The organism is Sporomusa sp. 246TCP1, from assembly GCF_057319775.1.
In genome coordinates this window covers 2,124,826-2,151,670 of record NZ_CM170492.1, presented here as the reverse complement: position 1 = coordinate 2,151,670, position 26,845 = coordinate 2,124,826, and the positions used below count along the sequence as shown (strand labels likewise).

The following is a 26,845-nucleotide window of genomic DNA, read 5'->3' as shown; positions in this document are numbered from 1 at the left end:
ATGGCAGTCGGTATAAGTTGGCGGCGGGCAGTAACAATATCTTTTTTTGTTCATTTTTTATTGCTGGCAGGTTCCGGGCATTTGTTCGCCGGCTTATTTCCTGAGACAGTTATCAACGAGCAATATATCGAACTGGATTTCCAAAACGAACCGCAGGTGGCGGCCACGGTCGCAAAAAATATACCGGCGCCTGAGGTGCAGCAAACTAATACGCAGCCGGCGCTTACCGCCCAAGCAGCGACACCCCAACCCCGGATCACTCCACAGTCGGTTGCTGTCGATCCAGTGTCGGCGGCTTCGGCTTCTGCGCCAACTGAACCGGTTATTGGCACAGGAGAGGCAGAAGCGGTAACAGCGGCTTCGGATGCCGGGAGCAGCGTACCAAACGGCAGTCAAAACGGCAGTCAAAGCGCCGGGATAGCGCCACCCGGTGTACTGAGCAGGGTAGAACCTGTGTATCCGCGTGCGGCCCGGCAAGCTGGAATAAATGGAACTGTGGTAGTGAAAGTTCAGGTATTGGAGAACGGGAATCCAGGGAACATAGTGCTGTTGCGGACATCTGGAAATGATTCTTTGGATGAAGCGGCGTTAGAAGCCGTACAGCAATGGCGGTTTGTACCGGCTCGCAACCGGGATACCGGGCGGACAGTCGCGTGCGTCACCACAATTCCCGTATCTTTTCGTTTAAACGGTTAATCCGGATAGGTAATCCTTACGCAAAGGAGGTGGGAAATCTGCAGAATACAGAAGTAGTTATAAAACAAGAATATCCCGGTGATTTTTTAGAAAATAAAAGCGAGAAATTATTTAGGGAGGGAAGAAGAAAAGGCTTGCGGGAGGTAGACCCCAGGTTAAAGATTCTCACATCCATAATTTTCAGCACCATGCTTTTTCTTACTGCCCAGAAGATTACCATTTTTTTAGCTTTGACAGTAACTTTTGCAATTTTGTTGCTTTCCGGAATGGGTAAGAGCGGTGTGAAATTCCTGATGGCTTATGCTTTCTTTGCAATCATAAACTTTTTAGCAGCTTTTGCTGGCACTGAAAGTATCAGGGTACTACTGGATGTCTTCGTTTACAGCTTCATGAAGTTTATTCCAGTCATCATGCTGGGAAACTGGATTGTCGCCACAGTAAGGGTAAATGAATTCATGGCTGCTATGGAAAAAATAGGGCTGCCGAAGGCCGTTGTTATACCGCTGGCGGTGCTGTTAAGGTTTTTACCTACGGTTAAGGAAGAGCTGGGCTATATTAAGGACACTATGAAAATGCGCAATATAGAGCTTTCTGTCAACGGAATAATTTTTCGTCCTATCAAGACGATGGAGTATATTTTGGTCCCCCTGCTTATGAGGAGCGTAAAAGTGGCTGATGAACTGTCGGCGGCAGCGCTGACCCGAGGAATTGATGGAGAGAATAAACGAACATCTCTGCGGGAAGTACGGATTTTATATTCTGACTCATTGATTACTTTTTTATTTGTTGGGCTTGCTGCATTGCTCTGGTATCTGGACAAAAATGTGTTTGTCAGTCTGGAGATGGGGAGGATACTGGCGTGATTGAGATAAAGAATGTAAGTTTTAGCTATAACGAAGGCCGGGCTGAAAGCCTTTCCTCTATCGATTTGCAGATTAAAAAGGGTGAATTTGTTTTGCTTTGCGGCAGAAGCGGTTGTGGCAAGACCACCGTTACCAGGCTGCTGAACGGTCTAATTCCTCATTTTTATAAAGGGTCTCTACAAGGAACTGTTTTTATTGAGGGCAAAAGTATTAGCGATATGAAGCTGCACCAGATCGCAAAGCGGGTTGGCTCTGTATTTCAGGACCCCCGCTCTCAGTTTTTTACCGTGGATACTACCTCGGAAATTGCTTTTTCCTGTGAAAACATAGGCATAGCAAGAGCAGAAATAATCCAGCGGCTGAATAATACGGTTGCAGCTATGAAAATTGAGAAGCTGCTGGAACGGAGCATATTCAAGCTGTCTAGCGGCGAAAAACAGAAGATTGCCATCGCTTCCGTCCATGCAGCCGGTCCCTCTGTTTATGTACTGGATGAGCCTTCTGCCAATCTGGACCAGCAAGCCACAGAAGAACTCAGAGAGATTCTTTGCCTGCTGAAAGAGAAGGGTCATACGGTGATTATCGCCGAGCACCGACTGTATTATTTAAAAGACCTTGTAGACAGAGTGATTTACATGGATGGGGGGAGAATTGCCGCAGAGTATGACAGGCAGAGTTTCGTATCCATGCCTGATACAGAGCGTATCAGCAAGGGACTAAGGTGCCTTTACCCGGAAACGCTATCATTGCAGCCAAGCCGCAGCGAAAGACAGGAACAGGAAGATTTTTTGGAACTGGACGGTGTATGCTTTGGGTATGAAGGTGGATCACAGGTGCTGGACAGGCTGTGTCTTAAGGCTGGAAAGGGCGAAATTATCGGAGTCACAGGCTTGAACGGCGCCGGGAAAAGTACCTTTGCGAAATTTCTTTGCGGACTGGTCAGAGAGCGGAAGGGGAAAGTAAAGATAAATTCTTTGCATGTAAAAGCTGGGGAGCGCTTAAAAAAGGCATACTTTGTCATGCAGGATGCCGATTATCAGCTATTTACCGAAAGTGTCGAGGAGGAGCTGCGGCTGGGAAATGAAGCCATGCCGCTGCTGACAGAAAAAGTGGAACAAACTCTGGGAGCTCTTGGTCTTACCGAATTCAGAGAATGCCATCCCGCATCATTATCCGGGGGGCAGAAGCAACGGGTGACCATTGCCGTAGCTATGGTCAGGAACCCGGACATACTGATTTTTGACGAACCCACCAGCGGTCTGGATGCAGAAAACATGCGGCGGGTTGCTTCCATGCTACAGAAGGTTGCAGAAGAGGGAAAAACGGTATTTGTCATCACCCATGACTATGAGTTTATCGTACATACCTGTTCGCGGGTTGTATATCTGGAAGGTGGAAGGATCAGTGATGATTTTTCCTTCAATGACAGCAGTCTGGAACAACTGAAAAAACTTTTTATGCTTGAATGACACATCGGTAACCTGATCAACAGAACCTGAGTTGAAAGGTGGGGTGATATGATGATGGAAAATGCTGCACAAAAATATCAGATATTTAATCCAAAAGATAAAAACTGCCCTGTGTGCGCCGGACTCATTCGGATATACAAAACAGATTCATTTCAAAATGAGATGGCAATACCGGAAGCAGTTGGAAAGGGCTATTTTAGAAGAATTGTTGTCAAACCATCAATGAGAATATCGATAAGCGATATGACCTTTTATAAAAAGATGGTAATGGGCGGCATGCAAAACAGCTTCCTGTGCAGTTTTGCTTTTTGTCTGGGGGAAGGATTCCGGTGGAGCGTGGACGGGAATAAAAAGGAATATGAGGTAGCCTGTGGGGAAAGCTGTATATTCAACCGCGATCACGGCATCAGTATCAGCAGCTATCATCCGGGTTCACGCTTTTGGGGGATTTGTGTGGAGTTTGAGCTTGACATTATTACCAGTTTTATGCAGCACAGGGGAAAAGACGCATGTCAAAGCCTGTTTGCCGGTAGTAATTTTTTTTGTAATGGAAAAACCTCCCCAAGTATCCGCCTGATTCTTAACGAAATGATGAATTGCCGCTACCAGGAACATCTGAAAAAAATCTATCTGGAAGGAAAAATACTGGAGCTGGTTGCCGTCTATCTGGATGAAGCTGTTTTTGAAGACGACACCAGGCCCTCGGCAGGCGAAGTTTCCGCCTATGACCGAGAGGCATTATACAAAGCCAGGAAGATTCTGGACGAAAATCTTGCGGCGCCGCCGACGCTGGGAAAACTGGCAAAATTGATCTGCCTGAATGAATATAAGCTGAAAACCGGCTTTAAGGAATTGTTCGGACTGCCTGTTCATGCCTATATTATTGACAAACGGCTGGAACTTGCGCGCCTGCTGATCAAGGACAAAAAACTCCGGGTTACGGAAGCGGCTTCACTGGTTGGCTATAATGATTTAAGTTATTTCGCGGAAAAATTCCGGGGAAAATATGGCGTTAATCCGTCACAATACAGTAAGAAACTGTAACTTTGCTTTCATATGGATAGTTAGTTAAGGCACAAGGAATGATGCATTCTTTGTGCCTTAAATACTTTTTACCATGAAATTTATTCTTTTTGACCTAGAAGCAAGACGGGAGAATACGGTATAATTCTTTTGTTGGCGATAATGAGAATGAATATCATTAACAACAAGATGTTCTGCTTATATAGGCAGGTAAAAAGGCAAGGGGGAAGACCTTATGGATGAAATAAAAAGATGCAAATTAAGGAGATGGTTGTTTTAGGTGTGATTAATGCCGGAATGAAAATCCTGATGTCTCCGGCTTTCAGTACGATGCTTTTTTTACTGCCAAAAAAATGGCTTTGCTTCTAGCCTTAGCTGCCGCACAAGGGGGGAATACAGGCGGCTTCTTAGGCTTTTGCCAGGCATTGGCGGGATGATTGGAGGATGAAATATGGGTGGATTCAAAAAAGTTTTATTTTATGCCAGGGAACATAGAAGTAAGCTATATTTCGCATTACTGCTTATTTTGGGCAGCGTTGTTGCAGGAGTCGGCCCTTATTTAATTGTGTATGATATTATTTTACGCTTTGTGGAAACGCATACCGCCACGACGGATTATGTACTCTTTATGAGCGGCGCCGTTGTTGTCTGTTTGTTATTACAGTCATTTTTGCATTACAAGGGATTGGCATTATCGCATGAGGCGGCTTATGATACTCTGATGGGAATGCGAATAAAATTTGCCGATAAGCTGACCAAATTGTCGCTGGGGGATATCCAGGCGAACGGGACGGGTAGTTATAAGAAAAACTTTGTCGATGACATCGAAAGTGTGGAACTGCTCATTGCCCATATGCTGCCGGAAGGCATACCTTATATTCTCACGCCGGTCGCTATTTATCTTATCTTCTTTATTCTGGACTGGCGTCTGGCCCTGCTTTCGATTGCCGCAATGGCCATTGGCCTCATAGCTGTTATTATCATGGCGAAGAGCGAAACTAAAAAAATGGAACACTATTATAGCGCTGCGAGCAAAATGAACGCGACCATAATCGAATATATCTCGGGTATGGAAGTCATTAAAATATTTAACCGGACGACGAGTTCTTACGAAAACTATGTGTCGTCGGTGGAGGATTATAAAAAGTATACACTGGCGTGGTTCCGTGAATCGTGGACGTATATGGCGATTTACGGCGCAGTTCTTCCCTGTACCATACTGTTTTTGCTGCCTGTAGGCACAATGCTTTATCTTGATGGAACATTAACCCTGGCCACCTTTGTCTTTGCCCTGCTGTTATCCATGAGCCTGGGGCAGCCGTTTATCCGGCTGGTGGAATTTTTCCCTACGCTTCCTGTTCTTAAACATAAAATAGGCCAACTGGAAAAAACATTTACCGGTGAAGAATTGACGTTTATTGACCAGGGAACTGTTCCGAAAGATTATAATGTGGAGTTTCAGGATGTTACTTTTGCCTATGATCACAAAGAGGTCATTGACCGGGTCTCCTTTTGCGCTAAAGAAAACAATGTTACAGCTATTGTCGGCGCGTCAGGGAGCGGCAAGAGTACATTGGCTAAGCTGCTGGTACATTTTTGGGATGTTAAAGAGGGCCGGATTACGATCGGCGGCGTCAATATTAACGACATGTCTTTTGAACGGCTGATGAATTTGATTAGCTATGTCTCGCAGGACACCTTTCTGTTTAAGGATTCCCTTATGGAGAATATCCGCGTTGGCAGGCCTGACGCCAGTGATGATGAGGTGCTGTCGGCAGCGAAAATGGCTATGTGCCATGAATTTATTATGAAATTGGAAAAGGGGTATGACACCAACGCCGGCGAGGCGGGCAACAAGCTTTCCGGCGGGGAAAAGCAACGCCTTACCATTTCCCGGGCGATTTTGAAAAATGCGCCTGTTATCATTCTGGATGAGGCTACTGCATTTACCGATCCGGAAAATGAGGATAAAATCCAGGCAGCGTTAAATCAGCTGATTATCGGTAAAACCGTGATTGTCATTGCCCACCGGCTGTCCACAATTGTGGAGGCCGATACGATTTTACTGATGGATAAAGGCCGTCTGCTTATGCAAGGCTCGCATGCCGAATTGTTGGAAAAATCCATAAAATACCAGTCGCTGTGGGATTCTCATCAGCAAACGCTGGACTGGGGAATTCAAGTTAAGGAGGGGCAAAATGCTTAGGATTATCGGCAGGATATTACAACTCTCCGGCAAATATGCCGGGAGAATAAAACTAGCCTTTGTTGCCAGTATTTTTGAAGCCATCTTTACGCAGGTCCCTATTCTCGCGGTTTTATTTATCCTTATTAAGCTGGCGGGCGGCAGGCTTGAGAGCCGCGACGCCTGGATTGCTGGCGCTGTTGTCGCCGCCAGTGTGGTGCTGAGGGCCTTATCCAAACGCCTGGTTGACGGCTTGCAGAGCAGTGCCGGCTACAAAATTTTCGCCGGAGAAAGAATCAGGCTGGGCGATCACTTAAAAAGACTGCCGATGGGGTATTTTTCCGAGGGCAATATTGGCAATGTTACGGCCGTGGTTACCTCGGATTTGGTTTTTATCGAAGAACATTCCATGTCGATGCTGGCCCGCGTCATTTCCATTTATTTAAGCGCGCCGATCAGCTGCATCATAATGATTGTTTTGGATTACAGAATCGGCCTGATTTCCACCGTTACCTTGCTGGCGGCCTTTATTGCTCTGGAGAGGGTTCACCGGGTGGCAAAACGGCAGACCGTGCTCAAACAGGAAAGCCAGTCCCGGCTGATTGGCGCCGTGCTTGAATATGTAAAAGGAATTTCCGTAATAAAAGCCTTCAATATGACCGGTAAACGGGGGGAGAAAATAAACCGGGAGTTTCAAAAGCACCGGGATATGTCCATCCGGTTTGAAGAAGAGTTTATTCCGCCCAGCCTGCGGTATGACAGTTGCTTCGCCTGGGGAACAGGTCTTACCGTGCTGGCGGCCTGCTACTTTACTCTCAAACAGACCATGGAATTGCCTTTTCTGTTGATGATGTTGATTTTTGTGTTTCAATCTTATCTTCCTTTTAAAATGCTGGGGGTACTGAGCATTATTATGCGGATTATGGAGGTTGCCCTTAACCGGTATGATGCCATCAAGCAGATCGCCATTATGGATGAGGCCGGCAAGGATATAAAACTGGCGCATTTTGATATTGAATTTAATAATGTTTCTTTTGCCTATGAGCAGGAAAAAGTGCTGCATAATGTCAGTTTTCGCATTCCGGAGCGCAGTATGACGGCGCTTGTCGGCAAGTCGGGCTGCGGCAAAACAACCATTGTCAATTTGATGGCCCGCTTTTGGGATGTTCAGGAGGGTGAAGTCAAAATTGGCGGCGTGAATGTCAAGGAAATGACCTGCGACAGTTTGCTCAAAAATATCAGTATGGTATTTCAACAAGTATACCTGTTTCACGATACGATACTAAATAACATCAAATTCGGCAAACCCGATGCTACGCAGGAAGAAGTAACAGAAGCCTGCCGGAAAGCCGGTTGTCATGATTTTATCATGGAACTGGAACAAGGCTATGATACCCTGGTGGGCGAAGGCGGCTCCTCCCTGTCCGGCGGGGAAAAGCAGCGCATTTCCATTGCCAGGGCCATCCTGAAGGACGCGCCGATTATTCTGCTTGATGAGGCCACGGCCAGTGTGGACCCGGATAATGAAAAGCATATCCAGGAAGCCATCAATGCGCTGGTTAAGGACAAGACGCTGGTGGTCATTGCCCACCGGTTGTCTACCATCAGGGAGGCTGACCAGATACTGGTAATTGATGATGGGAAAATTATCCAAAACGGCGTTCATCAGGAACTTATTGCAGAAGAAGGCCAATATTACGATTTTTGGCAGCGCCGCCTGCATGCGGGAAGTTGGAAAATCAGTAAGGCTTTACATTCATAGAGGGGGAATAGGCAAGTATGGGTAAGAGGAAAAGGCAAAAACAGATATTGCACATGGTGCTGAGCGGGGTACTGCTGCTGGGCGTGTCGGCGCAGGCGACTGCGGAGGAAGTGGGAGAGGCGGAATTCAGCCTGGATGAATATGTGGTGACGGCCAGCCGTATGCCGACCAAACGCACAGAAACGGCGGCCAATGTCACGGTAGTAAGCCGGGAGGAGATGGAACAAAAAAATATCACTACCATTGCCGAAGCCTTGACCCAGGCCGGCATCAATGTGACCGTGGAGGGCGGCAGTGCGGGGGATAGTTCTTCCGCTATCCTCAACGGCGACAGCCGGGTAGTTGTCCTGGTGGATGGCCGCAGGATTAATCAGGAACAGCGGACTGATCAATTATCCATCGGGTATAGTCTGGGTATCCTGCCTGATCTGTCTAGCGTGGAAAAGATTGAAGTGGTGCGGGGAGCCGCCTCGTCACTGTACGGCAGCTCCGGGGTTGGCGGTGTTATCAATATCATTACCCGCAAAGGGGAGGAGCCCCGTACGACGGCAGCAAGCGAATTCGGTAGCTGGGGGTCAAGGCGCTACAGTCTGCAAACCAGCGGTAAAAGCGGTGATACCGGCTACTATGTAACAGCCAGACGGTGGACACAGGACCATTATGAATACAAAGATCCAAACACCGGTCAGGTTGTGACCATGCCTAACAGCGATTTTTCCCGCGAGACCACTTCGGTCCGCATCGACAAGGACCTCGGTAAGGACAGAACTCTGACTCTGTATTTCGACCATTTGCAGGAAGACGCCGGTTCGCCGATAGCAAAACCGGGACGTTTTCCTTATGGTCCATATTTCGTCGAATTTTTCCAATCGGATGCCAATCGCCAGATCACCCAGAACAATGTGTCTCTGACTTATCATTGGCAGCAGGGAGAAAAAGTGACCAATAACCTGCAGATTTACCGCAATCATAACAAGCTACGCTGGGCGAATGTCAGCCCTGGATCTCTGTCCATTTATATTGACGAGGAGGACGGCATTGAATGGAATCAAACCCGGCGTTTGAGTGACCAGCATACGCTGCTGGGCGGTTTTGACTGGCGCAATACCTATGTCGATGATCGGAATATTGACTATGTCAATAATAAAATGCGCAATCTGGGCTATTTCTTGGAAGACCGTTGGAACTGGGATCCCAATTGGATGTTCACCGCCGGTGTGAGGCATGACGATCCCAGTGAATATGAGAGCAAGTCAACTGCCCGCTTCAGCCTCAACAGGAAACTCAATGAAACCACCAATGCCTATTTGTCTTGGGGTCAGGTGTATAGGGGTCCCAATGCGACCAATTTATTTAAACTGAGTAATTCAGTTTACCGGCACAACCCCGATCTCAAGCCGGAGGATGGACATACTACCACCCTGGGCATAAACACTAAGCTGTCCGGCGGCACAACCATCCAGGCCAGTCTGTTCAGCACTTATTTAAAAAATGCCTTTAAATGGCAGTATGTTTTCACAGATGTAGGCGCTTGCTCCCAAATGGTTAATATGGCGGAACAGAAAAAACGCGGTCTGGATATTAGCGTAATTCACCCGCTGACCAAGCATTGGGACCTGACTGCCGGCTACTCTTATCTCCGGTCGAAAGAGGACGACAAGACCGGCAGCGGGTACCAGTCGGACATTGCCAACAGCAACCCCAATGCTTATCGGCTGGGGGCCCAGTACCACAATAATGCCTGGAATGTAAACGTTTCACTGCGCGGCGCCACCGGCCGCAGCCTGGAGGCATTTACCTCTAAGCAATACTGGGTAACGGATGTTGTGGCCAGCTATCAAATGAACCCCGATGTCAAGGTATATGCCAAAGTATATAATCTGACCAACCGGGCCTATGAAACGCTGTATGTGTTTGATACGATTGGAACGCAGCCGATGGCGTCTCGTCAAATTGTGTTTGGTGTGGAAGGCCGGCTGTAGATTAAGAAAACCCTCGCTGTGCGGGGGTTTTCTTAAGGCGCTAGTGAACAGGAGGGAGCGGTATTGAAAAAATGGTTATCCGGCCTGATGGCAGTGATTTTGCCGCCTTGCCGACCGGATGCGGCAGCAGTGGAACTGGCCGCAGTGCGCAAGGTGTATACGACTGGCGCCGGCCAGTTTACAGCCTTGCAAGGAGTCAATCTGCAGGTGGACCGGGGAGAATTTGTGGCCGTGGTGGGCAAATCTGGCAGCGGCAAGTCCACGTTGATTAATATGATCACCGGCATTGACCGGCCCACCGACGGGGAAGTCTGGGTGGCCGGAACGCCGGTGCATACCTTGACTGAGAACCAGGTTGCCGTGTGGCGGGGCCGGACACTGGGGGTGGTGTTTCAGTTCTTCCAACTATTGCCGACTCTGACAGCGCTGGAGAATGTCATGCTGCCCATGGATTTTTGCAATGTATATGACAAGGCGGCACGTCCCAGACGGGCGCTCGAATTGCTGGGACTGGTTGGTGTCGGACAGCAAGCCGGCAAGCTGCCGGCCAATCTGTCGGGTGGCCAGCAGCAGCGGGTGGCTATTGCCCGGTCGCTGGCCAATGATCCGCCGCTCCTGGTGGCGGACGAGCCGACTGGCAATCTCGACAGCCGGACGGCCGTGGCAGTCATTGAGCTTTTTCGGGAGCTGACCCAGGCCGGCAAAACCATCATCATGGTCACCCATGATCAGGATCTTGCCCGCCAAAGCAGCCGTATCGTCACGGTGGCTGAGGGCGGGATCAGGCCGCCGACCGCAGCGGAGCGTGGCGGCGATGCTTAGGTACCGGTTATTGTCGCCACGCTGGTGCAAGGTATGGGTGGATCTGACGGGCAACAAACTGCGGAGCTTGCTAGTAGTGTTATCCATTGCGGTCGGGGTATTCGCCGTCGGCATGGTGTATAGCTCCTACCTGATGTTTCAGCGGGACCTGGCAGGCAGTTGGGGGGCCGCTTCGCCGGCCGATGTCGGCTTGTATGCCGATTCCTTTGATGAGGAACTCATTGACAGCATCCGCAGCCTGAGGGGCGTCAGGGAAGCCGACGGTCGGTTCAATGCGGACGTAAGGGTGCGCACCGCCGGCGGCGAGTGGCGGTACATGTGGTTAACCGCCATTCCAGACTATATCAAACAAAAGGTGAATGTAGTACGGCCCCAGTCGGGAGCCTGGCCGCCGGGGGACGGCGACGTCCTCCTGGAACGGTCGTCTCTAAAGGAACTGGGAATGGGTGAGGGGAGCCGCATTCTGGTGGAAACCGCCGCCGGCAATAAACGGTTGCTCAAGGTAACCGGAATCGCATATGATCCCTGCCAGATATCCAGCCTGTTCAGCGGCCGCTCCTACGGATATGTTAACATGGATACCCTGGAAAAGCTGGATGAAGAGCGGCGCCTCAACCAGGTGAACCTGGTGGTCGAGCCCTGGGTGCTGCAGGGGAAAGCGACAGCCCCCATCGAGGCGGTAGGCCGGCGGGCCTTCAGCAAACTGGAGCAAGGGGGTACGACAATAACCTGGTTTCAGGTGAACAAACCCGGCGAGCATCTTATGCAGGGGCCAATCAGCGCCATCCTGCTGCTGCTGGCGGTAATGGGAGTTTTATCGCTGCTGTTGAGCACCTTTTTGCTTATCAATACCGTTTCGGCCATTTTGACGCAGCAGGTGCGGCAACTGGGAGTTATGAAGGCCATAGGAGCGCAGCGGGGACAGTTGCTAAGAATGTATCTGACGCTTGTGGGCGCGTACGGGATCCTGGCCCTGGTGATGGCCGCCCCGCTGGGAGCGCTAGCAGCCAGCGCACTGACCGGTTTTATGGCTGGTTTATTTAATTTTGATTCCGGCGGCCTGGAATTACCGGGCCAGGTACTGCTGCTGGAGGCGGCGGTAGCTGTCGGCATACCGCTGGCAGCGGCTTTGTGGCCGGTCTGGCGGGGGGCGGGACTTACTGTGCGGGAAGCGATCAGCGATTACGGTATTCGCAGCCAGGCTGCCGGCGGGCGCTTTGACCGCTGCCTGGACATAGCGCTGGCAAAGTGGCAAGAATTGCCGCGTCCGGTAGTGCTGTCTTTGCGGAACATCTTCCGGCGGCGGGGCCGTTTGGTGCTGACGCTGCTGACACTGACCATGGCCGGTACGGCGTTTATGGCGGTATTTTCTGTGCGGGCGTCGCTCAATGCGAATCTGGAGAATACCCTGGAGTACTATCGTTATGATGTTATGATCCAATTTACGGAGAGCTATCGGACTGGCCGCATAACCCAGGAAGTAATGCGGATACCGGGTGTAAAAGCAGCGGAAGTCTGGGGGTTTACCCCGGGCAGGATATTGCGGGATGAACGGAAGGAATCGGAAAATGCGGCCAGCAGCGAAGTAACCATCTTAGCGCCGACGGCCGGTACGCAGCTCATCCGGCCGGTAATCCTTGATGGACGCTGGCTTGTTCCGGGCGATGAAAATGCGCTGGTGGTGGATACCACAATGGTGAACGACAATCCGCACCTGACGGTCGGTGCGCCGGCCGTTGTAAAAATAGGTGAACATAAACTGCGGTTTACTGTGGTGGGCATTGCGCAGGGGGTGTGGGAAAGGACTTGCGTGTATGCTCCGTATAGTTGGCTGAGCGGGGCGATACAGGAGGCCGGCCGGGCCCGCTCAGTACAAATTGTGGCCGCAGACAACGCGCCCCAGGCGCAGAAAACCCTGGGGCGTGCTGTGGATGAACATCTGAAGCGGCAGGGACTGAAGGTTAAACGGGTGACTACTGTTGCGGAGACCAAGCAGCGTACTCAACAAGGGAATGATATATTGATTACCTTTCTTTTGATTATGGTCGTACTGTTGGCTGTTGTGGGCGTACTGGGACTGGCAGGTGCCCTGGGGCTTAATGTGTTGGAACGGACGCGGGAAATTGGTGTGATGCGGGCCATTGGCGCCTCCAGTCTGGATATCGGCCAGATATTTGTGCTGGAAGCCCTGAGCATCGGCCTGATTAGCTGGCTGGCCGGAGTGGTGCTGGCCGTGCCTGTGGCCGCGTTGCTTGAACGCCAGGTCGGCCTGTTATTTTATCATTATCCACTGGATTTTCATTTTAGTTTTTCCGGCGTGGGCATTTGGCTGGGTGTGTCGGGCCTGTTGTCGCTGCTGGCCGGTCTGCTGCCGGCCAGGAACGCAGCCCGGATGAGCGTACGGGAGGTGCTCAACTATGAATAGTAACAAGCAGACAGAAGAAAAGGCAGGAATAAACCGGGCGGTCGGGTCTGCAAGCGGCCGATTTTTCCGGGGACGCCGGCTGGCGGCACTGTTGCTGCTGGCAGTGATCGTAACCGGCATATGGTGGCTGTCCCAAGGGCGGCAGAATAAGCAGGCGGAACTGCCGCCGGTCAAGGCCGATGAGCGTGTATTGGCCGAAGGAATCGTCTTTCCGGTACGTTATGCGCAGATGGTTATGCCGGTGGACGGCACCATCGGTGAAGTGCTGGTTCAAGAAGGGGAGCGGGTCAGGGCCGGCCAGCCGTTGATTGGCCTGATACGCGGGGACTATCAGGCCCGGGTGGGCAGCGCCGGCGCCAATGTAAGCCGGTCCGCCGCCGCCGTGGAACAGGCTAGGGTTAATGTGGCAGACACCGAGCGGGAGCTTGCCCGTCAACTGCGTCTGGACCAGGCCGCCGCCACCTCCCGGCAGCAGCTTGACCAGTCCCGGACCGCCGCCGAGCGCAGCCGGGCCGCGTTGGCCCAGGCCCAGGCCGATCTAAGGACCCAGGAGAGTTTACTGGTGGAAGCCGAAAGCCTGCTGGATAAGACGGAACTCAGGGCGCCGATCGATGGTACGGTGGCCTATCTGGATGTAAAAGTAGGCGAGCATGCCGCCGGCGGAACGGTGCTGGTACGAATTGCCGATGAAACAGCCTGGGAAGTGAGGAGCGATGATTTGACCGAACTGATGATTGCCAGGGTACGGCCCGGTGACCCGGTACTGCTGACCTTTGACGGCATACCGGACCTGGAGATCACCGGCCGGGTCAGGTTTATTCGGCCCTATGGGGAGAAAAAGCGGGGGGATATTACCTATACGGTGACCATTGACCCGGACCGCTGGGATGATCGCCTGCGCTGGAATATGACAGTCCAGCTCGCAATTAGTAGCCAGTGAACGCACCGGACGGCACGCAATAAGTCTTAAGAAGCCGGAGAGAGAGGGAGACTATTATGAATCAAAACAATAAACTGCAGGTCAAAGACCTGATTATCTTGGGTGTACTTAATGCGGTGTTTATGGTCATTATGCTCATTTTTGCCATGGCTTTAGGGATAGTTCCCCTTGCCAGTATTTTTGTACCGGCAGCCGCGGCGATACCTCTGGGAGTGGTGTTTATGCTGCTGATGGTCAAAGTCGCCAAAACCGGTACGCTTTTACTCAGCGGTATTCTGCAAGGGACGGTATCATTATTTTTGGGAATTTCCTGGCCGTTGATCACGGCCGTCGTCATAGCGGCCCTGTTGGGAGAACTGGTTATCTGGGGGGCATATAAAGACCTGAAAAGAATTGCGATTGGCTATGCGGTTTTAATTGGTGGTTATGCCGTTGGCTCTTTTGCCCCGTTGGTATTTTTTGCGGATGCATATCGGACAATGGCAACTAGTCGGGGCTATGACGAGGTTTACATCAATAAAATTATTGAACTGTTAAACGGACCAGTATTCGCGGGGATCCTGGTGGTGTCCATAGCAGGAGCTTTGCTGGGAGCTTTCCTGGGCAAGAGGATTTTAAGAAAGCATTTTATTAAGGCCGGTATTGTGTGAGATTAACTTAGGAGAAAACATATGGATGAGCAAACAATGAATAGTATTAAAAAACTAGTTGCGGATATGCAATCACAGGGAGTGGCGCTTTGGTTAGAAAATGATAAACTAAAATTCCGTGCACCAAGGAAAATACTGACAGATATCACTGAAACGCTCAAAAATCATAAGGAAGAAATGATCAGGTATCTATCTGAATCACAGCCCATTGAAAAGAGACTCCCGCTAACTCCAATTCAGTATGCATATTTACTGGGCAGTTCTGATGAATATGAACTGGGTAATACCAATGCGCATTATTATCTGGAATATGAAAAAAAATATATTGACGTAAGCAGGCTTGAAAATGCACTTAATCAAATAGTATGTGCCTCGGATGCGCTTCGATTTCGAATCATGCCGGCTGGATATCAATATCTTATGGAAAGCACTCCACCGGTTCGTATTGAAATATATGATGTTCAAAATGCCGAAGCATTAATGAATATACGAAACAAATGGCAGAGGCATGTATATTCTCCGGGTGAATGGCCTATGTTTCGGTTCGCAGTTAGCCATATGCCAGAAAAAGATGTTTTGCATATCAGTTTTGATTGCATCATTCTGGACGCAACAAGCGCAAAACTGATGATAGAGAAGTTGTTTCAGCTTTACAATAGTGAAGAAGTCTCATTCCCAGACTATACATTTCAACAATATCTAATGGAAAAACAAACATTTGAAATGAACTCAAAAGTTCAGAAAGATGCAGAAACATATTGGGCAGATCTGTTTCCAATAATGCCTAAAGCCCCGGCACTTCGATATGTCAAATCGTTCTCGGAGGTAGTAGATCCGGAATTTTTACGATTTGAATATAGTTTTTCTAAAGAAGAGACCGCATCTCTTTTGAATAATGCTAAACAGCACCATGTTACTTTGGCCTCTACCATATGTACAATATTCATGAAAACTCTGTCAGCTTGGGCAGCCTGCCCAGCATTAACTCTAAACCTTACGCTTTTTAACCGTCATATGGTACATCCAGAAATCCATACGGTTCTAGGCGAATTTACGAACATTGGGTTTGTATCTTCTCCAGGAAACGAGGGGAAAGATTTTCTTTCTGAAGTTGGATATGTCCAAAAGCAATTCTGGAAGCTATTACAGTTTAGAGAATATGATGGGACTAAAGTATTAAAAAAATTGGCGCGGGGTAAAGCAGGTAAAGCTGTTATGCCAGTCGTGTTTACCTGTGTCCTTGGTGGAACACAAGCGAATGATTTAAAAACAGATTTTAAAGAAGTATATTCATTGAGCCGAACGCCCCAAGTGTGTCTTGATCATCATGTTCGTGATGATCAAGGATTGCTAAAGCTATCTTGGGATTACATATCCGAACTATTTTCCCCGGAGTACATTAAGAGAATGTTTTCAGACTACATTGATTTAGTATCTATGGTGTGTACGGATAATGATTGGTCAAATATCAGTTATCAGATTGTTGCAGGACAAGGAAACAAGATTAAAAAAAAATACTTGAATGATAATGGCCATAAATAGTCCCTGCTTAAGGCAGTGTGAAAACAGATAATCCGATGGAGGACATTGTTTGATGAAGGATACTGAAAAATATAAACTTATCACTGATTCTTCTATTCCTGCCGGAGAAGAACCGACCGATACTATTTTATCTTTTATGGCACAAGGGCTTTCCGTCCTGTCCCTGTTTCCGTTAAATGCAGATAACTTAAAGAAATGTTTCAAATCTGCCCAAAAAGCTGGCTTACTCTTCGATGTTGCGGATTTATGGGCATATGCTAAGGGTTCAATTACTTATCGTGCGTGTTTTCAAGCTGCAGCCGCGCGTAGTAAGCCAATATCGATAACGGTAGAACTTGACGAAAAAAAACTGTACTATTTTTTGGGACAGTTGAACGACCTGTTACCCAGCCTCCGGCCCATGGAAATCGTAGAAGTATATAACGAGTATGGTGGAATGCAGCAAGGAGTATTCAAATTTTGTGGATATCCCGTTATCATAAATCTACTTTCTAAAGTTGAGTGCGACGGTACAATATTTACTCCAGATGATTATTTGCTATCAACAAGGTTTGTGAATGGCCAACTGACATTTGAGGGGCCGCACGGGCCGGTAATATGGAATCGTCATCCAGTTTCACCTTCTTCACAAGACGAGGCTTCCCTTGCAGAGTCTCTGCAAAATGATACATCAAAACTCAAAGAATTGTGGCATGTTAGCGGACGTGCTTTTCTGAATAACTCTGATGAAAATGATTATGAAATAAATCGATATCTTGAGCAGATTGCGCCTCTGTGGGAATCCGGTAAGCATAATGCAATTCGGATGCAAAAGCAATTGATGCTGGCTGAGTATTATACTCTTCTGAAAAATGCATTTGGTCGTGATAATTACATTTCTGACGAAACTCCTGTTTCCTACTATCAGCTACAGCGTGACTTCCAGCTTTGGAACATATGCTCCGTGGAATATGGTGATATAGGCTCAATAAATCGATGCAGCCAATTTGCCGATAAGATGGTGGACGGATTCGAACGATCATATCTTGAGCAATCCATTTCTGCTAGCGAGTTGCTTGTGCGTCATGCAATGATGAATTTTTTTATACAAAAAGACATATTCACCGAATCACGAGGTTACTGTGAGAAAGAAATTTTCTCGAAAGCAAACGCTAATACCAAAGGTAAAATCATTTTGCGAAGATGGCTTAAGGCTCTCGTAGAAAATGAATATTTGACTTTTAACCGGCAAATGTGGGAAGCCTTGCAATTGGTAAGTACTGAGGACGTTGAAAAAGCACAACAGAACCGGAATGCACTGTGGGATTATCATCTCAGTTCACCCCTGGCAGGTGAATATTTGAGCAAAAATATAAACCAATTGTCAGGGCTAGTATCGGGAACTGTCAATGCAAACCTTCTTCTTTTTCCCGAAGGCAAGATTGGATACGCAAACTCACTATATAAGGATACCATCATCTTCCAATACTTAAACTATAGTATCGCACAAGCGATTTTGCACCAAATACATAGTTTCCCTGGTACGGAAGGGCATAGTGATTACAGAATATTAGAAGTGGGTGCAGGAACAGGGGCAACAACTGATATTGTGTTGAAGTGCCTTTCCGAAAGATATCCTCACAGTTACAAATATCTATATTCTGATTTAAGCCAATTCTTTTTAGATTGTGCAAAAGAGCGGTATCAGAATATAGATCATATTCATTATCAGATCATCAATATTGATGAAGATTTAGAACAACAAGGCATTCCAAACTCCAGTATGGATGTGGTGATAGCAAATGGCGTGTTTAATAACGCTGACAATTTAATAAAGACGTTGGCAAATATCCGACAATGTCTAAAAGTTGATGGATGTTTATATATTTCCGAGCCTGTCCAGGAATCTTTGGAAATCCTGGTATCGCAAGTGTTTATGATGAATATATCTAATGACAGTCATTTAGATGAACAGACGACATTCACTACTAATGATCGTTGGCGTGAATTGTTGGAAACGACCGGATATAAGATATTAGTTGAACTACCAAAACAATCTCATCCAATGAGTGTATTTGGGCAAAAACTATACGTAGTGCAGCGGATAGAGTAATTACACAAATCATGTATTATTAGCTTAGACACAAGGAATAATGATTTCCTTGTGTCTAAATACTTTTTACCATAAAACTTATCCTTTTTGACCTAGAAGAAAAATATGAGATGCGATATAATTTTTTTACTACCGATAATGATAATCAGTATCAACACTAATTTAATTTTTGATCTTGTTCGGCAAAGGGTACCTACTTTGATGAAATACGAGGAGATTTCTTATGAAAATGGTGAAAGGTAACGCAAAAAATTCCTGCATGTTTGAGGGCAAGAAGCTACTATATGTAAAAATAACTTCAGATTGCCCTTGTAAATGTGAGCATTGCATTGAAAAAAATGGTATGGAAACGGTTTCCAATATCGATAAAATTATTTCTAATACTTTAATTAATACCGATGACGATGCAACAATTTTCATTTTAGGAGGAGAACCTTTTGTAGCTCCATATTTGCTTGAATATATAAATCGAATAAAAATTGGAAATCGGAAAGTTTATATAACTACGTGTGGCATTACCTTAGATGTTTTGTCAAATACTGAAAAAGAAATAATTAAGAAAATAGATTGGCTATGTATTTCCATTAATCATTATAATGAATCTAAAAATGCACTAGTATATGGCAAGCAAATTAGTTTTAATGGCGTTAAAAATGCTATCAAATATTGTAGAGACAAAAATGTAAAAGTTAGAATTAATGCTAATTTAATTAAAGGAAGAATTGAAAATTTAGATGATTGTATCAGGACATACGAACTTGTAAAAGACTGGGGAGCTGATGTGTTGAGATTCAATGAATTGCAGCATTGTGATGCAACAACATTTGTAGATGTAAGATCTATTATAAGCGAAATGGGGAATTTAAAGGATATTCAACATTATGCCTATATAAAAAATAAAGCATTTGAAAAACATAAAATTTTGCTTAATGATGAATTGAAAAGAATCGGTGCATATGAACATGATTCATTTACTGAGGGGTGTTCAACCATTATCGGAGAGAGTATTACGGGGCTTGCAATAGAATTAAAAGAGACTTGTAATTGTGCAGATAATATAAAAAGCTATAATGGCAGTCTATACAATCCGATTGTTATAAATTTAAATAAAGTAATATATCCAAACGGAAAAGATTCGAATTTATGGCTCTATAATGGTGGACAAGTTATGGACGACAAACTGGGCCATTGCTTTTTCTAATATTATTGGATAATTAAGATGAATTATCACAAAACCTGAATTATGAAAGGAAATATACCATGGCAGCTACCGTGACTTACGTTAACCAAGCGCTACGTGATAAAGCGCGAAAATATCATATTAGCGACAGAACGCTAGAATCTTATCCTTTACTCATAGTTAATTGTCTTTGGAATGCTGGAAAAGAAGAATTAGTTCCACTTAGTAATTTAACTGTATTAGAAGGACTTTGTCTTTTGGAACAGCAGAATATTCCTCTGGAAAGCCTCTCCTTTGAGGCTGAGCCGCCTGGATATTCTGAAACAATTTCACAAGTATGGGACTATCTTCATCACGGAGATTGGGAAAAACGAATAGTATTTTTACCTGAATCCCAGCAACAAGTACGAGATTCCGTTAATAATACAGTTCACAATATTTCACCTTGTTGTCTCCATCAGGGGCTGTTTGCATGGGCTGAAAAGGATGGTAATCGCACTGCACTGATCGATCATAGTTTAGAGAGCCCCATAAGGATTTCATACAGTGAGTTGGTAAGCAAAATAAAAGAGCGAGCTGCATTTCTCCAGGAGATGGGAATACATAAAGGTGACTATGTTGCGGTTTCTTCGCCAAGAGGGATTGAACAGATTATAGATGTCTATGCCGTGCTCTGTGCGGGCGCAGCTTACGTTCCTGTAGGAACGCATCACCCGCTAGCGAGAAAAAAGAGCATTTATCTCTCTGCTCCTGTAAAGGCTGTGCTAACAGATGAAGCCGGTGAAGCGGAGTTGCAGGGATGGAATGATGTCATGATACTGAATCACGCCGCTTGCGACGGAGTGACGCCATTAACTGTTCCCATATATCCTGAGCCGGAACAGGTGGCATATGTCATATTTACTTCAGGATCAACGGGAAAACCTAAAGGTGTGATGATAACACATAAAGGAGCCTGGAACACTATTTCTGATGTTAACAACCGGTTTGCACTTGATGCAGAAAATCGGGCCATTCAACTCTCAGAGTTGGATTTTGATCTCTCTGTTTATGACTTGTTTGGTATCCTGTCGGCAGGTGGAACGCTTCTGCTGTTAGGTGAAGAACAGAAAAAAGAACCCCGAGTGTGGGATAAACTTGTGCGTGAGCACCAAGTCACTGTGTGGAACTCAGTGCCGGCTATGTATGAAATGCTATTGGCAGTTAATTCTGACAAGGAAGGCCTATTACCTTTAAAAATGGTGTTTCTGTCAGGAGATTGGGTAAAGCCAGAACTGTTCAGCATAACACGACAGCACACAAAGGATTGCCGTTTTATTGCGTTAGGTGGAGCCACTGAAGCTTCTATTTGGTCGAACTACTTCGAAGTGGAAAATATTCCAAATGAATGGCGGAGTATCCCTTATGGCACTCCTTTGGCCAATCAATTATTCCGAATTGTTAATGTTCATGGAATGGATTGTCCAGATAATGTGGCCGGCGAATTGTGGATCGGTGGAACTGGTGTTGCAGAAGGATATCTTAACCAACCGGAGCTAACATCTAATCGTTTCATGGAGTTGAATGGTGTTCGATGGTACAAAACAGGAGATTTGGCGAGATATTGGACAGATGGCAAAGTGGAATTTTTGGCTCGTATGGATACCCAGGTAAAAGTGAACGGTTTTCGGATTGAGCTGAGCGAAATAGAGAATGCTCTTAAAGAATTGCAGGGAGTCGAGCAGGCAATGGCATGTGTTTCTGCTAGCGGCAATCAACTGCTAGCGGCTGTTGTACCGACAGTTAATTGTGGCAAGTGCATTGTTACTCATGAGGAAAGTAATGAGCACATGGAGGACAACGCACTGGTTCAGCGGGAAGAGTTTGTTGAACAGTTATTACTAAATGTCTGTGGGTTTGATCATCTTACTGAAGCTATGCATGTGGAGTCAAAAAACTATAATTTGGCATACCATTTGTGGTTGGATTGGCTTTGCTCCAGGCAGGTTCTTATTGCTGACAATGGAATCGCCCCTGGATCACGCTATGCCTCGGTGATGAGAAAAACAAATCCTGAACAACCGCTTTATAAGGTTATGCTCAGACATATATCTCTGATGCGAGAAGTGCTAACCGGAGTAAAGGAGTCCAGAGTATTGTTGGATGTGCCCGAGCTAAATCCAGAATACCTGGTATTCCAAAGCTTTCAAATCCAGCTTTTTATTTCACAGGTGGTTGCGCATCTGAAGCAAGCAGGTAACGGTGAAAAAAAATATGCCGTCCTGACAGCGCGCAGTGGACTTGCCGCTGAGAAGCTTATTTCTCAAATTCCTAATGCGTCATGGACATTGTTTGATCCGTCCTCCGGTATGCTATCGATTGCAAAAGAACGGTTGGAAAAGGCGGGATTGATTGCTGAATATGCCCTTCAGCGAGAGGGGGCAATTTCTGAAGAAGAGTTCCATAGTTTTGATGCTGTGATAGCCGTAAACACATTACATACTTGGAATAATCCGGAAGAAGCCTTGCGGCAATCTGAATGCCTTTTGAAAAATACGGGTAAGTTTTATGCTGTAGAATTTGATGGGCTGGATTCTATGGGACTATGTATATCCGCACTTTTGGAGAATGGATTTGCTGCAAAAGATGGAACGGTGAAAAAACCCTTCTTTACAGAAAATGAATGGAATGAATATTTTACGGCCTCATCATTTCAACAGGCCAATATCAAGCGCTTATCAAACTCTCCGTCAATAACAATGGAAGCCATTCCATTTGGCGAGAGAGCTGATTTAGATATTCAAACGCTCCGTCAAAAGTTAAAAACTCGACTGCCCGAATATATGCTCCCCATGAACTATACGATTATTCCGTTTCTACAGCTTACCGAAAATGGCAAGATAGATAGAAAACGGATTAATGAGTTGTGCCAAAACTTTTCAACGCGTGCGGCGGAAGAATTGGAAGGCACGCAAGATCTTGTTGGGAAAATATGGAGGGAACTGATAGGATGCGCCCCGGTACCCTCATTGAGCTTTTTTGAAGCGGGTGGCGATAGCATTCTTGCGACTAAATTTCTAGTTACACTAAAAGAACGCTCAGGAGTTCAACTGTCTTTGAAGGATATGATTATGCAGTCCACAATTGAGGAACTGGCAAAATTGGTGGATGAAAAACAAGATGCACAAGGTGAAATTGTCGAGGGAGAGTTATGAATATAGCAATCTTGGGCGGATATGGGAGCATTGGCTTGGAAGTGACAAAACTACTCAGCCGTAATCCCCAAATTCATCTTCGTTTGGGGGGCCGAAATCCGCACTTGGTTCCTTTGGAAGTACGTAACTGTCTAAAACAACATACATTATGTCGAGTGGACGCGGAAAATCCCGATTGTGTGCGAGAATTTGTGTCAAATTGTGAGCTGGTTGTCAATACAAGCGGTCTCTCCATCAACGAAGAAATGACGCTTGCTAAAGTGGCCGCCACAGAGAATATTCCATATCTCTCATCGTCAGGCGACAACAGTCTTGAACAAATAGATAGTCCATGCCTGGTATATCAAGCCGGCTCCCTGCCAGGAATCTCCGGTATCATCCCAAAGGCCATGTGCAAAGGAATAGAGCATTTAGAGCGTATCAAATTCATATATGCAGTAAGGGATGTTTTTTCCCCCACTGCCGCAAGAGAATATATACAAGGGCTTTGGGCACCTGGGAAGTTGCCAATGACTGTGTATGAGTTTGGCAAACGTGTTCCATATCACGAAAAGCGTGAGATTACGTTACCTTGGTCCGACAGTTCTTTATGCCTGTTTCCCTACTTGGACCAAGAATGCGACTGGCTGGAAAAAACATTAAAGCCTCAATACGGCTGCTGGATGACTGCTATGGAAAACGGGTATGCTTTACAAATTATGAGGCATGTGAGGGCTTCATTCACAGCACATCCTGATGAAACCGTCGAGCAGTTATGCAAGGCGTCCCAAAAGGACTGTCAGAATAAAAAAACATATGCCGGAATTGTGTTAGAAGTAGTGGGACATAGTGATTCGTGCTCCACTACACACACTTTGTTAATTCACAGCACTACAGCCAACCGAATGACAGCGGCTGCGGTGACAGCAGGTGTTGAACTTGTGCTTATGGGGAAGCTCCACGGGTGGAAAGGACCCTATTCAGCTATTCCCCAAGCGGATTGGCTTTTTCAATGGCTTCGTGATTCAGGGATTATGGATTTCACTGAGTCGCCATTTACTTTAGAAGAAACCCTAATGGAGAGAGAAGGGACAATTCTTTGAGCGAACGTTTAAAAACGATTGTCTGTGGTACAACGTTTGGACAATATTATCTTAATGCCTTATTGGATCACCATGATGAATTTCAGGTAGCGGGCATTCTGGCAAAAGGGTCGGACAGAAGTAGAAAATTGGCACATAAACATGGCTTTCCTCTTTACACAAACGTTGAAGAATTGCCCAACGATGTAGACCTCGCTTGTGTGGTGGTGCGATCAAACGGAGCAGGCGGCGTAGGAAGCGACCTTGTAGATGCATTATTGCGACGTGGAAGTTCAGTTATACAGGAACAGCCTGTACATAACCGGTTTTTGCGTAAAAGCTGGGAAATGGCCCGCCAATACGGTGTCAAATACAGAACAGGTGATTTTTATACTCGTCTGACAGAAACTAATGTATTTATTCGCGCTGCGAAAGAACTCAATAAAATTGCTCCTCCCCTATATATTCGCTCTTCATTCTGTACACAGGTTGGATACCCGGCCATCGAAATCATGTTGGAAGCGCTTGATTATTCTCAAGGAATGAAAATCAAGTATATCGAACCACAAATAGGGCCTTTTCAGATAGCAACCGGAACGTTTGGTGGCGTACCTGTTACTGTTGAGTATCACAATGAGCTTTGTCCTGAAAATCCAGACGCTTTCATGCATCTGCTGTATAGTTTTACATTTGTCTATGACAGTGGGCGACTTTCTCTTGAGGATGCCTTTGGACCGGTGAACTGGCGCCCAAGGATACAAATTCCTATCGATAAATATAATCGCGATTGGGAATCTTTATCATTTATTCATGAGGAGCCTGTTCACATCTTGAACCCGCAGGAAAGACAAAACAAACAGCACAGCTCAATGCAACAATGGCAAAATGCAATTGGAGAGGAGCTTCTGGATTTCCGCAGGGAAATTATCGAGGGGACAAGCGGCATCAAGCGTGAAAAACAGGAAAGAGAAATTGCTGATAATTGGGAATCACTTCATAAGGTTTTTGGTTTTGCAAAATTAGTGAAACATCGACTTCATAATCAGATTCCGGTGCAATTACTTCTAAACCCTGATGAAAACGAATCCGGGGTACTATAAAGAAGATTTTTATAAAAGCTATAGGAGATGCCTATGGAGTACAGCCATACACGTAAACGGCTGCGGGTTCTTGTTTGTGGGTCCCGCTTTGGTCAATTTTATTTAGAGGCACTCAAGCTGTTGCCTGACACGGAATTCGAAATTGCCGGCCTTTTTGCAAAAGGCAGCGAGCGTTCAAAAATAGGCGCACAGCATTACGGAGTTGAATTATTCACCGACATTGATCGTATTCCCAAGAATATCGATTTGGCCTGTGTTGTAATTCGATCCAGCGTGATGGGTGGCGAAGGCACCGAACTGGCAGTAGAGTTGATTTCCAGAGGAATATCTGTGCTGCTGGAGCACCCGGTACACCATCAAGATATCTCAATGTGTATAAAAGCAGCAAATAGATATGGCGTTCACTTCCACGTTGGCAATCTTTACATGCACCTAAATGCCGCTAGGACATTTTTTGCTTCTGCCAGAGAATTAATATCGCAGATGAAAATCTCATATCTGAATGCCGATTTTTCATCTCATGTCTCTTTTCCCTTTATGGCGTTACTTGTAAGAGCTTTACAAAACACACGACCAATGACAATCGCACACGACCAAAAAAATGAGGGTCCATTTCAAACAATCGCGGGAAAGATTGGCACCATCCCTTTTTCCTTCCGTGTGCATAACCAGGTAGCACCCAATGATTCTGACAATTATTTATACCTTTTTCATGAAATCACACTTGGGACTGAGAGCGGCAGCCTCTCAATGGAAACACATGGCCCTGTCGTATGGAAGCCTCGAATGCATATCACCAATAATATAAATATTCCATGGGGGCTTAGTGGCCCGTTGCCAGAGCATTTGATGGAACCTAGCCAAGTAAAACTGGATAACAGGGAACCGGAAGAGTTTAGAGTTTTATTAGGGAAAAGATGGCCTGAGGCTGTAGGAGCGGATATAGAAGTGATTGCAAAACAAATCTGGGGCGAGGAAAGTCATAGCGACACCTTAAGGCAACAGCAGAGGCTTATACTTACTGCTCAACAATGGCAGGTATTAACCGGCGCATTGGGGCATCCAGACTTAATCAAAAATGCAATCTATGACTATTATCCTGCAAGCCTGCTGTTGAAAAAGATATCTGAGAGGAATTAATATGCTGAAAATCAGTCACGTTCAATGTAAAGTCAATGATATCCATCAGGCAGTAGCTGCGTTTGAACAGCGTGGATTTCACGTTGATTGGGGTACAAACCCCAAAAAATCCAGCAACGCATTCATTTGGTTCCCGCAAGGCCCGTTTATTGAAATATTTCAAATGAGGGCGGCATTGAAATATGCGGCTCCTTTTGTGGGGCTATTCGGAGGACGGGAAATGAAAGATCGATGGATGAGTTGGTACCACTCTCCGGAGGGATTGGCTGATTTTGCCCTGGAAGCCGAGGATGAGCAGTTGGCAAAGCCGGATCAATTTGAGCAGGTTTGCGCCTATGTAAAATCTCTTGGAATTGATATATCCAAGATTGTTAATGGCAGTCGCACTCGGCCAGATGGGTTAAAAGTTCGGTATAGCTTCTGTGCTACTATGCCTAAAACGTTGCCATTTTTAGTCTCTGCATATGACCCACTTCAACATCCTGTACAGATATTACATCAAAATGGTGCTTCAGCGATTTCATGGGTACGATTAGGCGTTAAACCGGATCTGGAGAACAAAATACGCAAACTTGTGGGTAATGATTCCCGGCTGATAATGGTTCCGGCTGATCAAACGAAAATTCAGGCAATAGGGTTAGCCGGACTAAATATACCCCTGGATCCGGAGCGTTTGCACAATGCCCAATGTGAGAGCGCAAATTCTGTATAAAAAATGT

At 46.3% G+C, this 26,845-nt stretch carries 19 protein-coding genes; all 19 read left to right on the top strand.

The window, feature by feature from the left end; translation table 11 throughout:
• The gene (locus AC1ECB_RS10480; protein ID WP_485668646.1) at positions 1–696 is read left to right on the top strand and encodes an energy transducer TonB; all 696 of its coding nucleotides are present in this window, start codon (positions 1–3) and stop codon (positions 694–696) included.
• On the top strand, positions 654–1,559 hold the full coding sequence (locus AC1ECB_RS10475; RefSeq protein ID WP_485668645.1) for an energy-coupling factor transporter transmembrane component T: 906 nt from the start codon (positions 654–656) through the stop codon (positions 1,557–1,559). The genes AC1ECB_RS10480 and AC1ECB_RS10475 overlap by 43 nt, the downstream gene beginning before the upstream one ends.
• Positions 1,556–3,028, top strand: coding sequence for an ABC transporter ATP-binding protein (locus tag AC1ECB_RS10470; RefSeq protein WP_485668644.1), 1,473 nt, complete (start codon positions 1,556–1,558; stop codon positions 3,026–3,028). The genes AC1ECB_RS10475 and AC1ECB_RS10470 overlap by 4 nt, the downstream gene beginning before the upstream one ends.
• A gap of 48 nt (positions 3,029–3,076) precedes the next feature.
• Positions 3,077–4,072, top strand: a complete 996-nt coding sequence (locus AC1ECB_RS10465; RefSeq protein WP_485668643.1) for an AraC family transcriptional regulator — start codon at positions 3,077–3,079, stop codon at positions 4,070–4,072.
• 430 nt (positions 4,073–4,502) lie between these two features.
• Positions 4,503–6,257, top strand: a complete 1,755-nt coding sequence (locus AC1ECB_RS10460) for an ABC transporter ATP-binding protein (protein ID WP_485668642.1) — start codon at positions 4,503–4,505, stop codon at positions 6,255–6,257.
• Complete coding sequence (locus AC1ECB_RS10455; RefSeq protein WP_485668641.1) at positions 6,250–7,998, top strand: ABC transporter ATP-binding protein; 1,749 nt, start codon at positions 6,250–6,252, stop codon at positions 7,996–7,998. The genes AC1ECB_RS10460 and AC1ECB_RS10455 overlap by 8 nt, the downstream gene beginning before the upstream one ends.
• Before the next feature lie 143 nt (positions 7,999–8,141).
• The gene (locus AC1ECB_RS10450; protein ID WP_485668640.1) at positions 8,142–9,980 is read left to right on the top strand and encodes a TonB-dependent receptor plug domain-containing protein; all 1,839 of its coding nucleotides are present in this window, start codon (positions 8,142–8,144) and stop codon (positions 9,978–9,980) included.
• A 63-nt stretch (positions 9,981–10,043) separates the two neighbouring features.
• Positions 10,044–10,802, top strand: coding sequence for an ABC transporter ATP-binding protein (locus AC1ECB_RS10445; RefSeq protein ID WP_485668639.1), 759 nt, complete (start codon positions 10,044–10,046; stop codon positions 10,800–10,802).
• On the top strand, positions 10,705–13,227 hold the full coding sequence (locus AC1ECB_RS10440) for an ABC transporter permease (protein WP_485668638.1): 2,523 nt from the start codon (positions 10,705–10,707) through the stop codon (positions 13,225–13,227). Before AC1ECB_RS10445 ends, AC1ECB_RS10440 begins: the two co-directional genes overlap by 98 nt.
• Positions 13,220–14,167 (top strand): efflux RND transporter periplasmic adaptor subunit, encoded by a 948-nt coding sequence (locus AC1ECB_RS10435; protein ID WP_485668637.1) that lies wholly within the window; start codon positions 13,220–13,222, stop codon positions 14,165–14,167. The genes AC1ECB_RS10440 and AC1ECB_RS10435 overlap by 8 nt, the downstream gene beginning before the upstream one ends.
• Before the next feature lie 56 nt (positions 14,168–14,223).
• Entirely contained in the window at positions 14,224–14,817 is a 594-nt protein-coding gene (locus tag AC1ECB_RS10430; protein ID WP_485668636.1) for an MptD family putative ECF transporter S component, read from the top strand.
• Positions 14,818–14,838: 21 nt separating this feature from the next.
• Entirely contained in the window at positions 14,839–16,359 is a 1,521-nt protein-coding gene (locus AC1ECB_RS10425) for a condensation domain-containing protein (protein WP_485668635.1), read from the top strand.
• A 52-nt stretch (positions 16,360–16,411) separates the two neighbouring features.
• The gene (locus tag AC1ECB_RS10420) at positions 16,412–18,451 is read left to right on the top strand and encodes a methyltransferase (protein WP_485668634.1); all 2,040 of its coding nucleotides are present in this window, start codon (positions 16,412–16,414) and stop codon (positions 18,449–18,451) included.
• 223 nt (positions 18,452–18,674) lie between these two features.
• Entirely contained in the window at positions 18,675–19,652 is a 978-nt protein-coding gene (locus AC1ECB_RS10415) for a radical SAM protein (protein WP_485668633.1), read from the top strand.
• A gap of 59 nt (positions 19,653–19,711) precedes the next feature.
• Positions 19,712–22,825, top strand: coding sequence for an amino acid adenylation domain-containing protein (locus AC1ECB_RS10410; RefSeq protein WP_485668632.1), 3,114 nt, complete (start codon positions 19,712–19,714; stop codon positions 22,823–22,825).
• Positions 22,822–23,907 (top strand): saccharopine dehydrogenase family protein, encoded by a 1,086-nt coding sequence (locus tag AC1ECB_RS10405; RefSeq protein ID WP_485668631.1) that lies wholly within the window; start codon positions 22,822–22,824, stop codon positions 23,905–23,907. Before AC1ECB_RS10410 ends, AC1ECB_RS10405 begins: the two co-directional genes overlap by 4 nt.
• Positions 23,904–24,986 carry a Gfo/Idh/MocA family oxidoreductase gene (locus AC1ECB_RS10400; RefSeq protein ID WP_485668630.1) on the top strand — a complete coding sequence of 361 codons (1,083 nt, stop codon included), beginning with the start codon at positions 23,904–23,906 and terminating at the stop codon, positions 24,984–24,986. Before AC1ECB_RS10405 ends, AC1ECB_RS10400 begins: the two co-directional genes overlap by 4 nt.
• Before the next feature lie 33 nt (positions 24,987–25,019).
• Complete coding sequence (locus AC1ECB_RS10395; protein ID WP_485668629.1) at positions 25,020–26,126, top strand: Gfo/Idh/MocA family oxidoreductase; 1,107 nt, start codon at positions 25,020–25,022, stop codon at positions 26,124–26,126.
• 1 nt (position 26,127) lies between these two features.
• Positions 26,128–26,838 carry a VOC family protein gene (locus tag AC1ECB_RS10390; protein WP_485668628.1) on the top strand — a complete coding sequence of 237 codons (711 nt, stop codon included), beginning with the start codon at positions 26,128–26,130 and terminating at the stop codon, positions 26,836–26,838.
• The last annotated feature ends 7 nt before the right edge of the window (positions 26,839–26,845 follow it).

Coding starts and splice junctions, on each gene's coding strand:
- AC1ECB_RS10480 (WP_485668646.1), top strand. CDS start 1: ATGGCAGTCGGTATAAGTTGGCGGCGGGCAGTAACAATATCTTTTTTT.
- AC1ECB_RS10465 (WP_485668643.1), top strand. CDS start 3,077: ATGATGATGGAAAATGCTGCACAAAAATATCAGATATTTAATCCAAAA.
- AC1ECB_RS10460 (WP_485668642.1), top strand. CDS start 4,503: ATGGGTGGATTCAAAAAAGTTTTATTTTATGCCAGGGAACATAGAAGT.
- AC1ECB_RS10455 (WP_485668641.1), top strand. CDS start 6,250: ATGCTTAGGATTATCGGCAGGATATTACAACTCTCCGGCAAATATGCC.
- AC1ECB_RS10440 (WP_485668638.1), top strand. CDS start 10,705: ATGATCAGGATCTTGCCCGCCAAAGCAGCCGTATCGTCACGGTGGCTG.
- AC1ECB_RS10435 (WP_485668637.1), top strand. CDS start 13,220: ATGAATAGTAACAAGCAGACAGAAGAAAAGGCAGGAATAAACCGGGCG.
- AC1ECB_RS10430 (WP_485668636.1), top strand. CDS start 14,224: ATGAATCAAAACAATAAACTGCAGGTCAAAGACCTGATTATCTTGGGT.
- AC1ECB_RS10425 (WP_485668635.1), top strand. CDS start 14,839: ATGGATGAGCAAACAATGAATAGTATTAAAAAACTAGTTGCGGATATG.
- AC1ECB_RS10420 (WP_485668634.1), top strand. CDS start 16,412: ATGAAGGATACTGAAAAATATAAACTTATCACTGATTCTTCTATTCCT.
- AC1ECB_RS10415 (WP_485668633.1), top strand. CDS start 18,675: ATGAAAATGGTGAAAGGTAACGCAAAAAATTCCTGCATGTTTGAGGGC.
- AC1ECB_RS10410 (WP_485668632.1), top strand. CDS start 19,712: ATGGCAGCTACCGTGACTTACGTTAACCAAGCGCTACGTGATAAAGCG.
- AC1ECB_RS10405 (WP_485668631.1), top strand. CDS start 22,822: ATGAATATAGCAATCTTGGGCGGATATGGGAGCATTGGCTTGGAAGTG.
- AC1ECB_RS10395 (WP_485668629.1), top strand. CDS start 25,020: ATGGAGTACAGCCATACACGTAAACGGCTGCGGGTTCTTGTTTGTGGG.
- AC1ECB_RS10390 (WP_485668628.1), top strand. CDS start 26,128: ATGCTGAAAATCAGTCACGTTCAATGTAAAGTCAATGATATCCATCAG.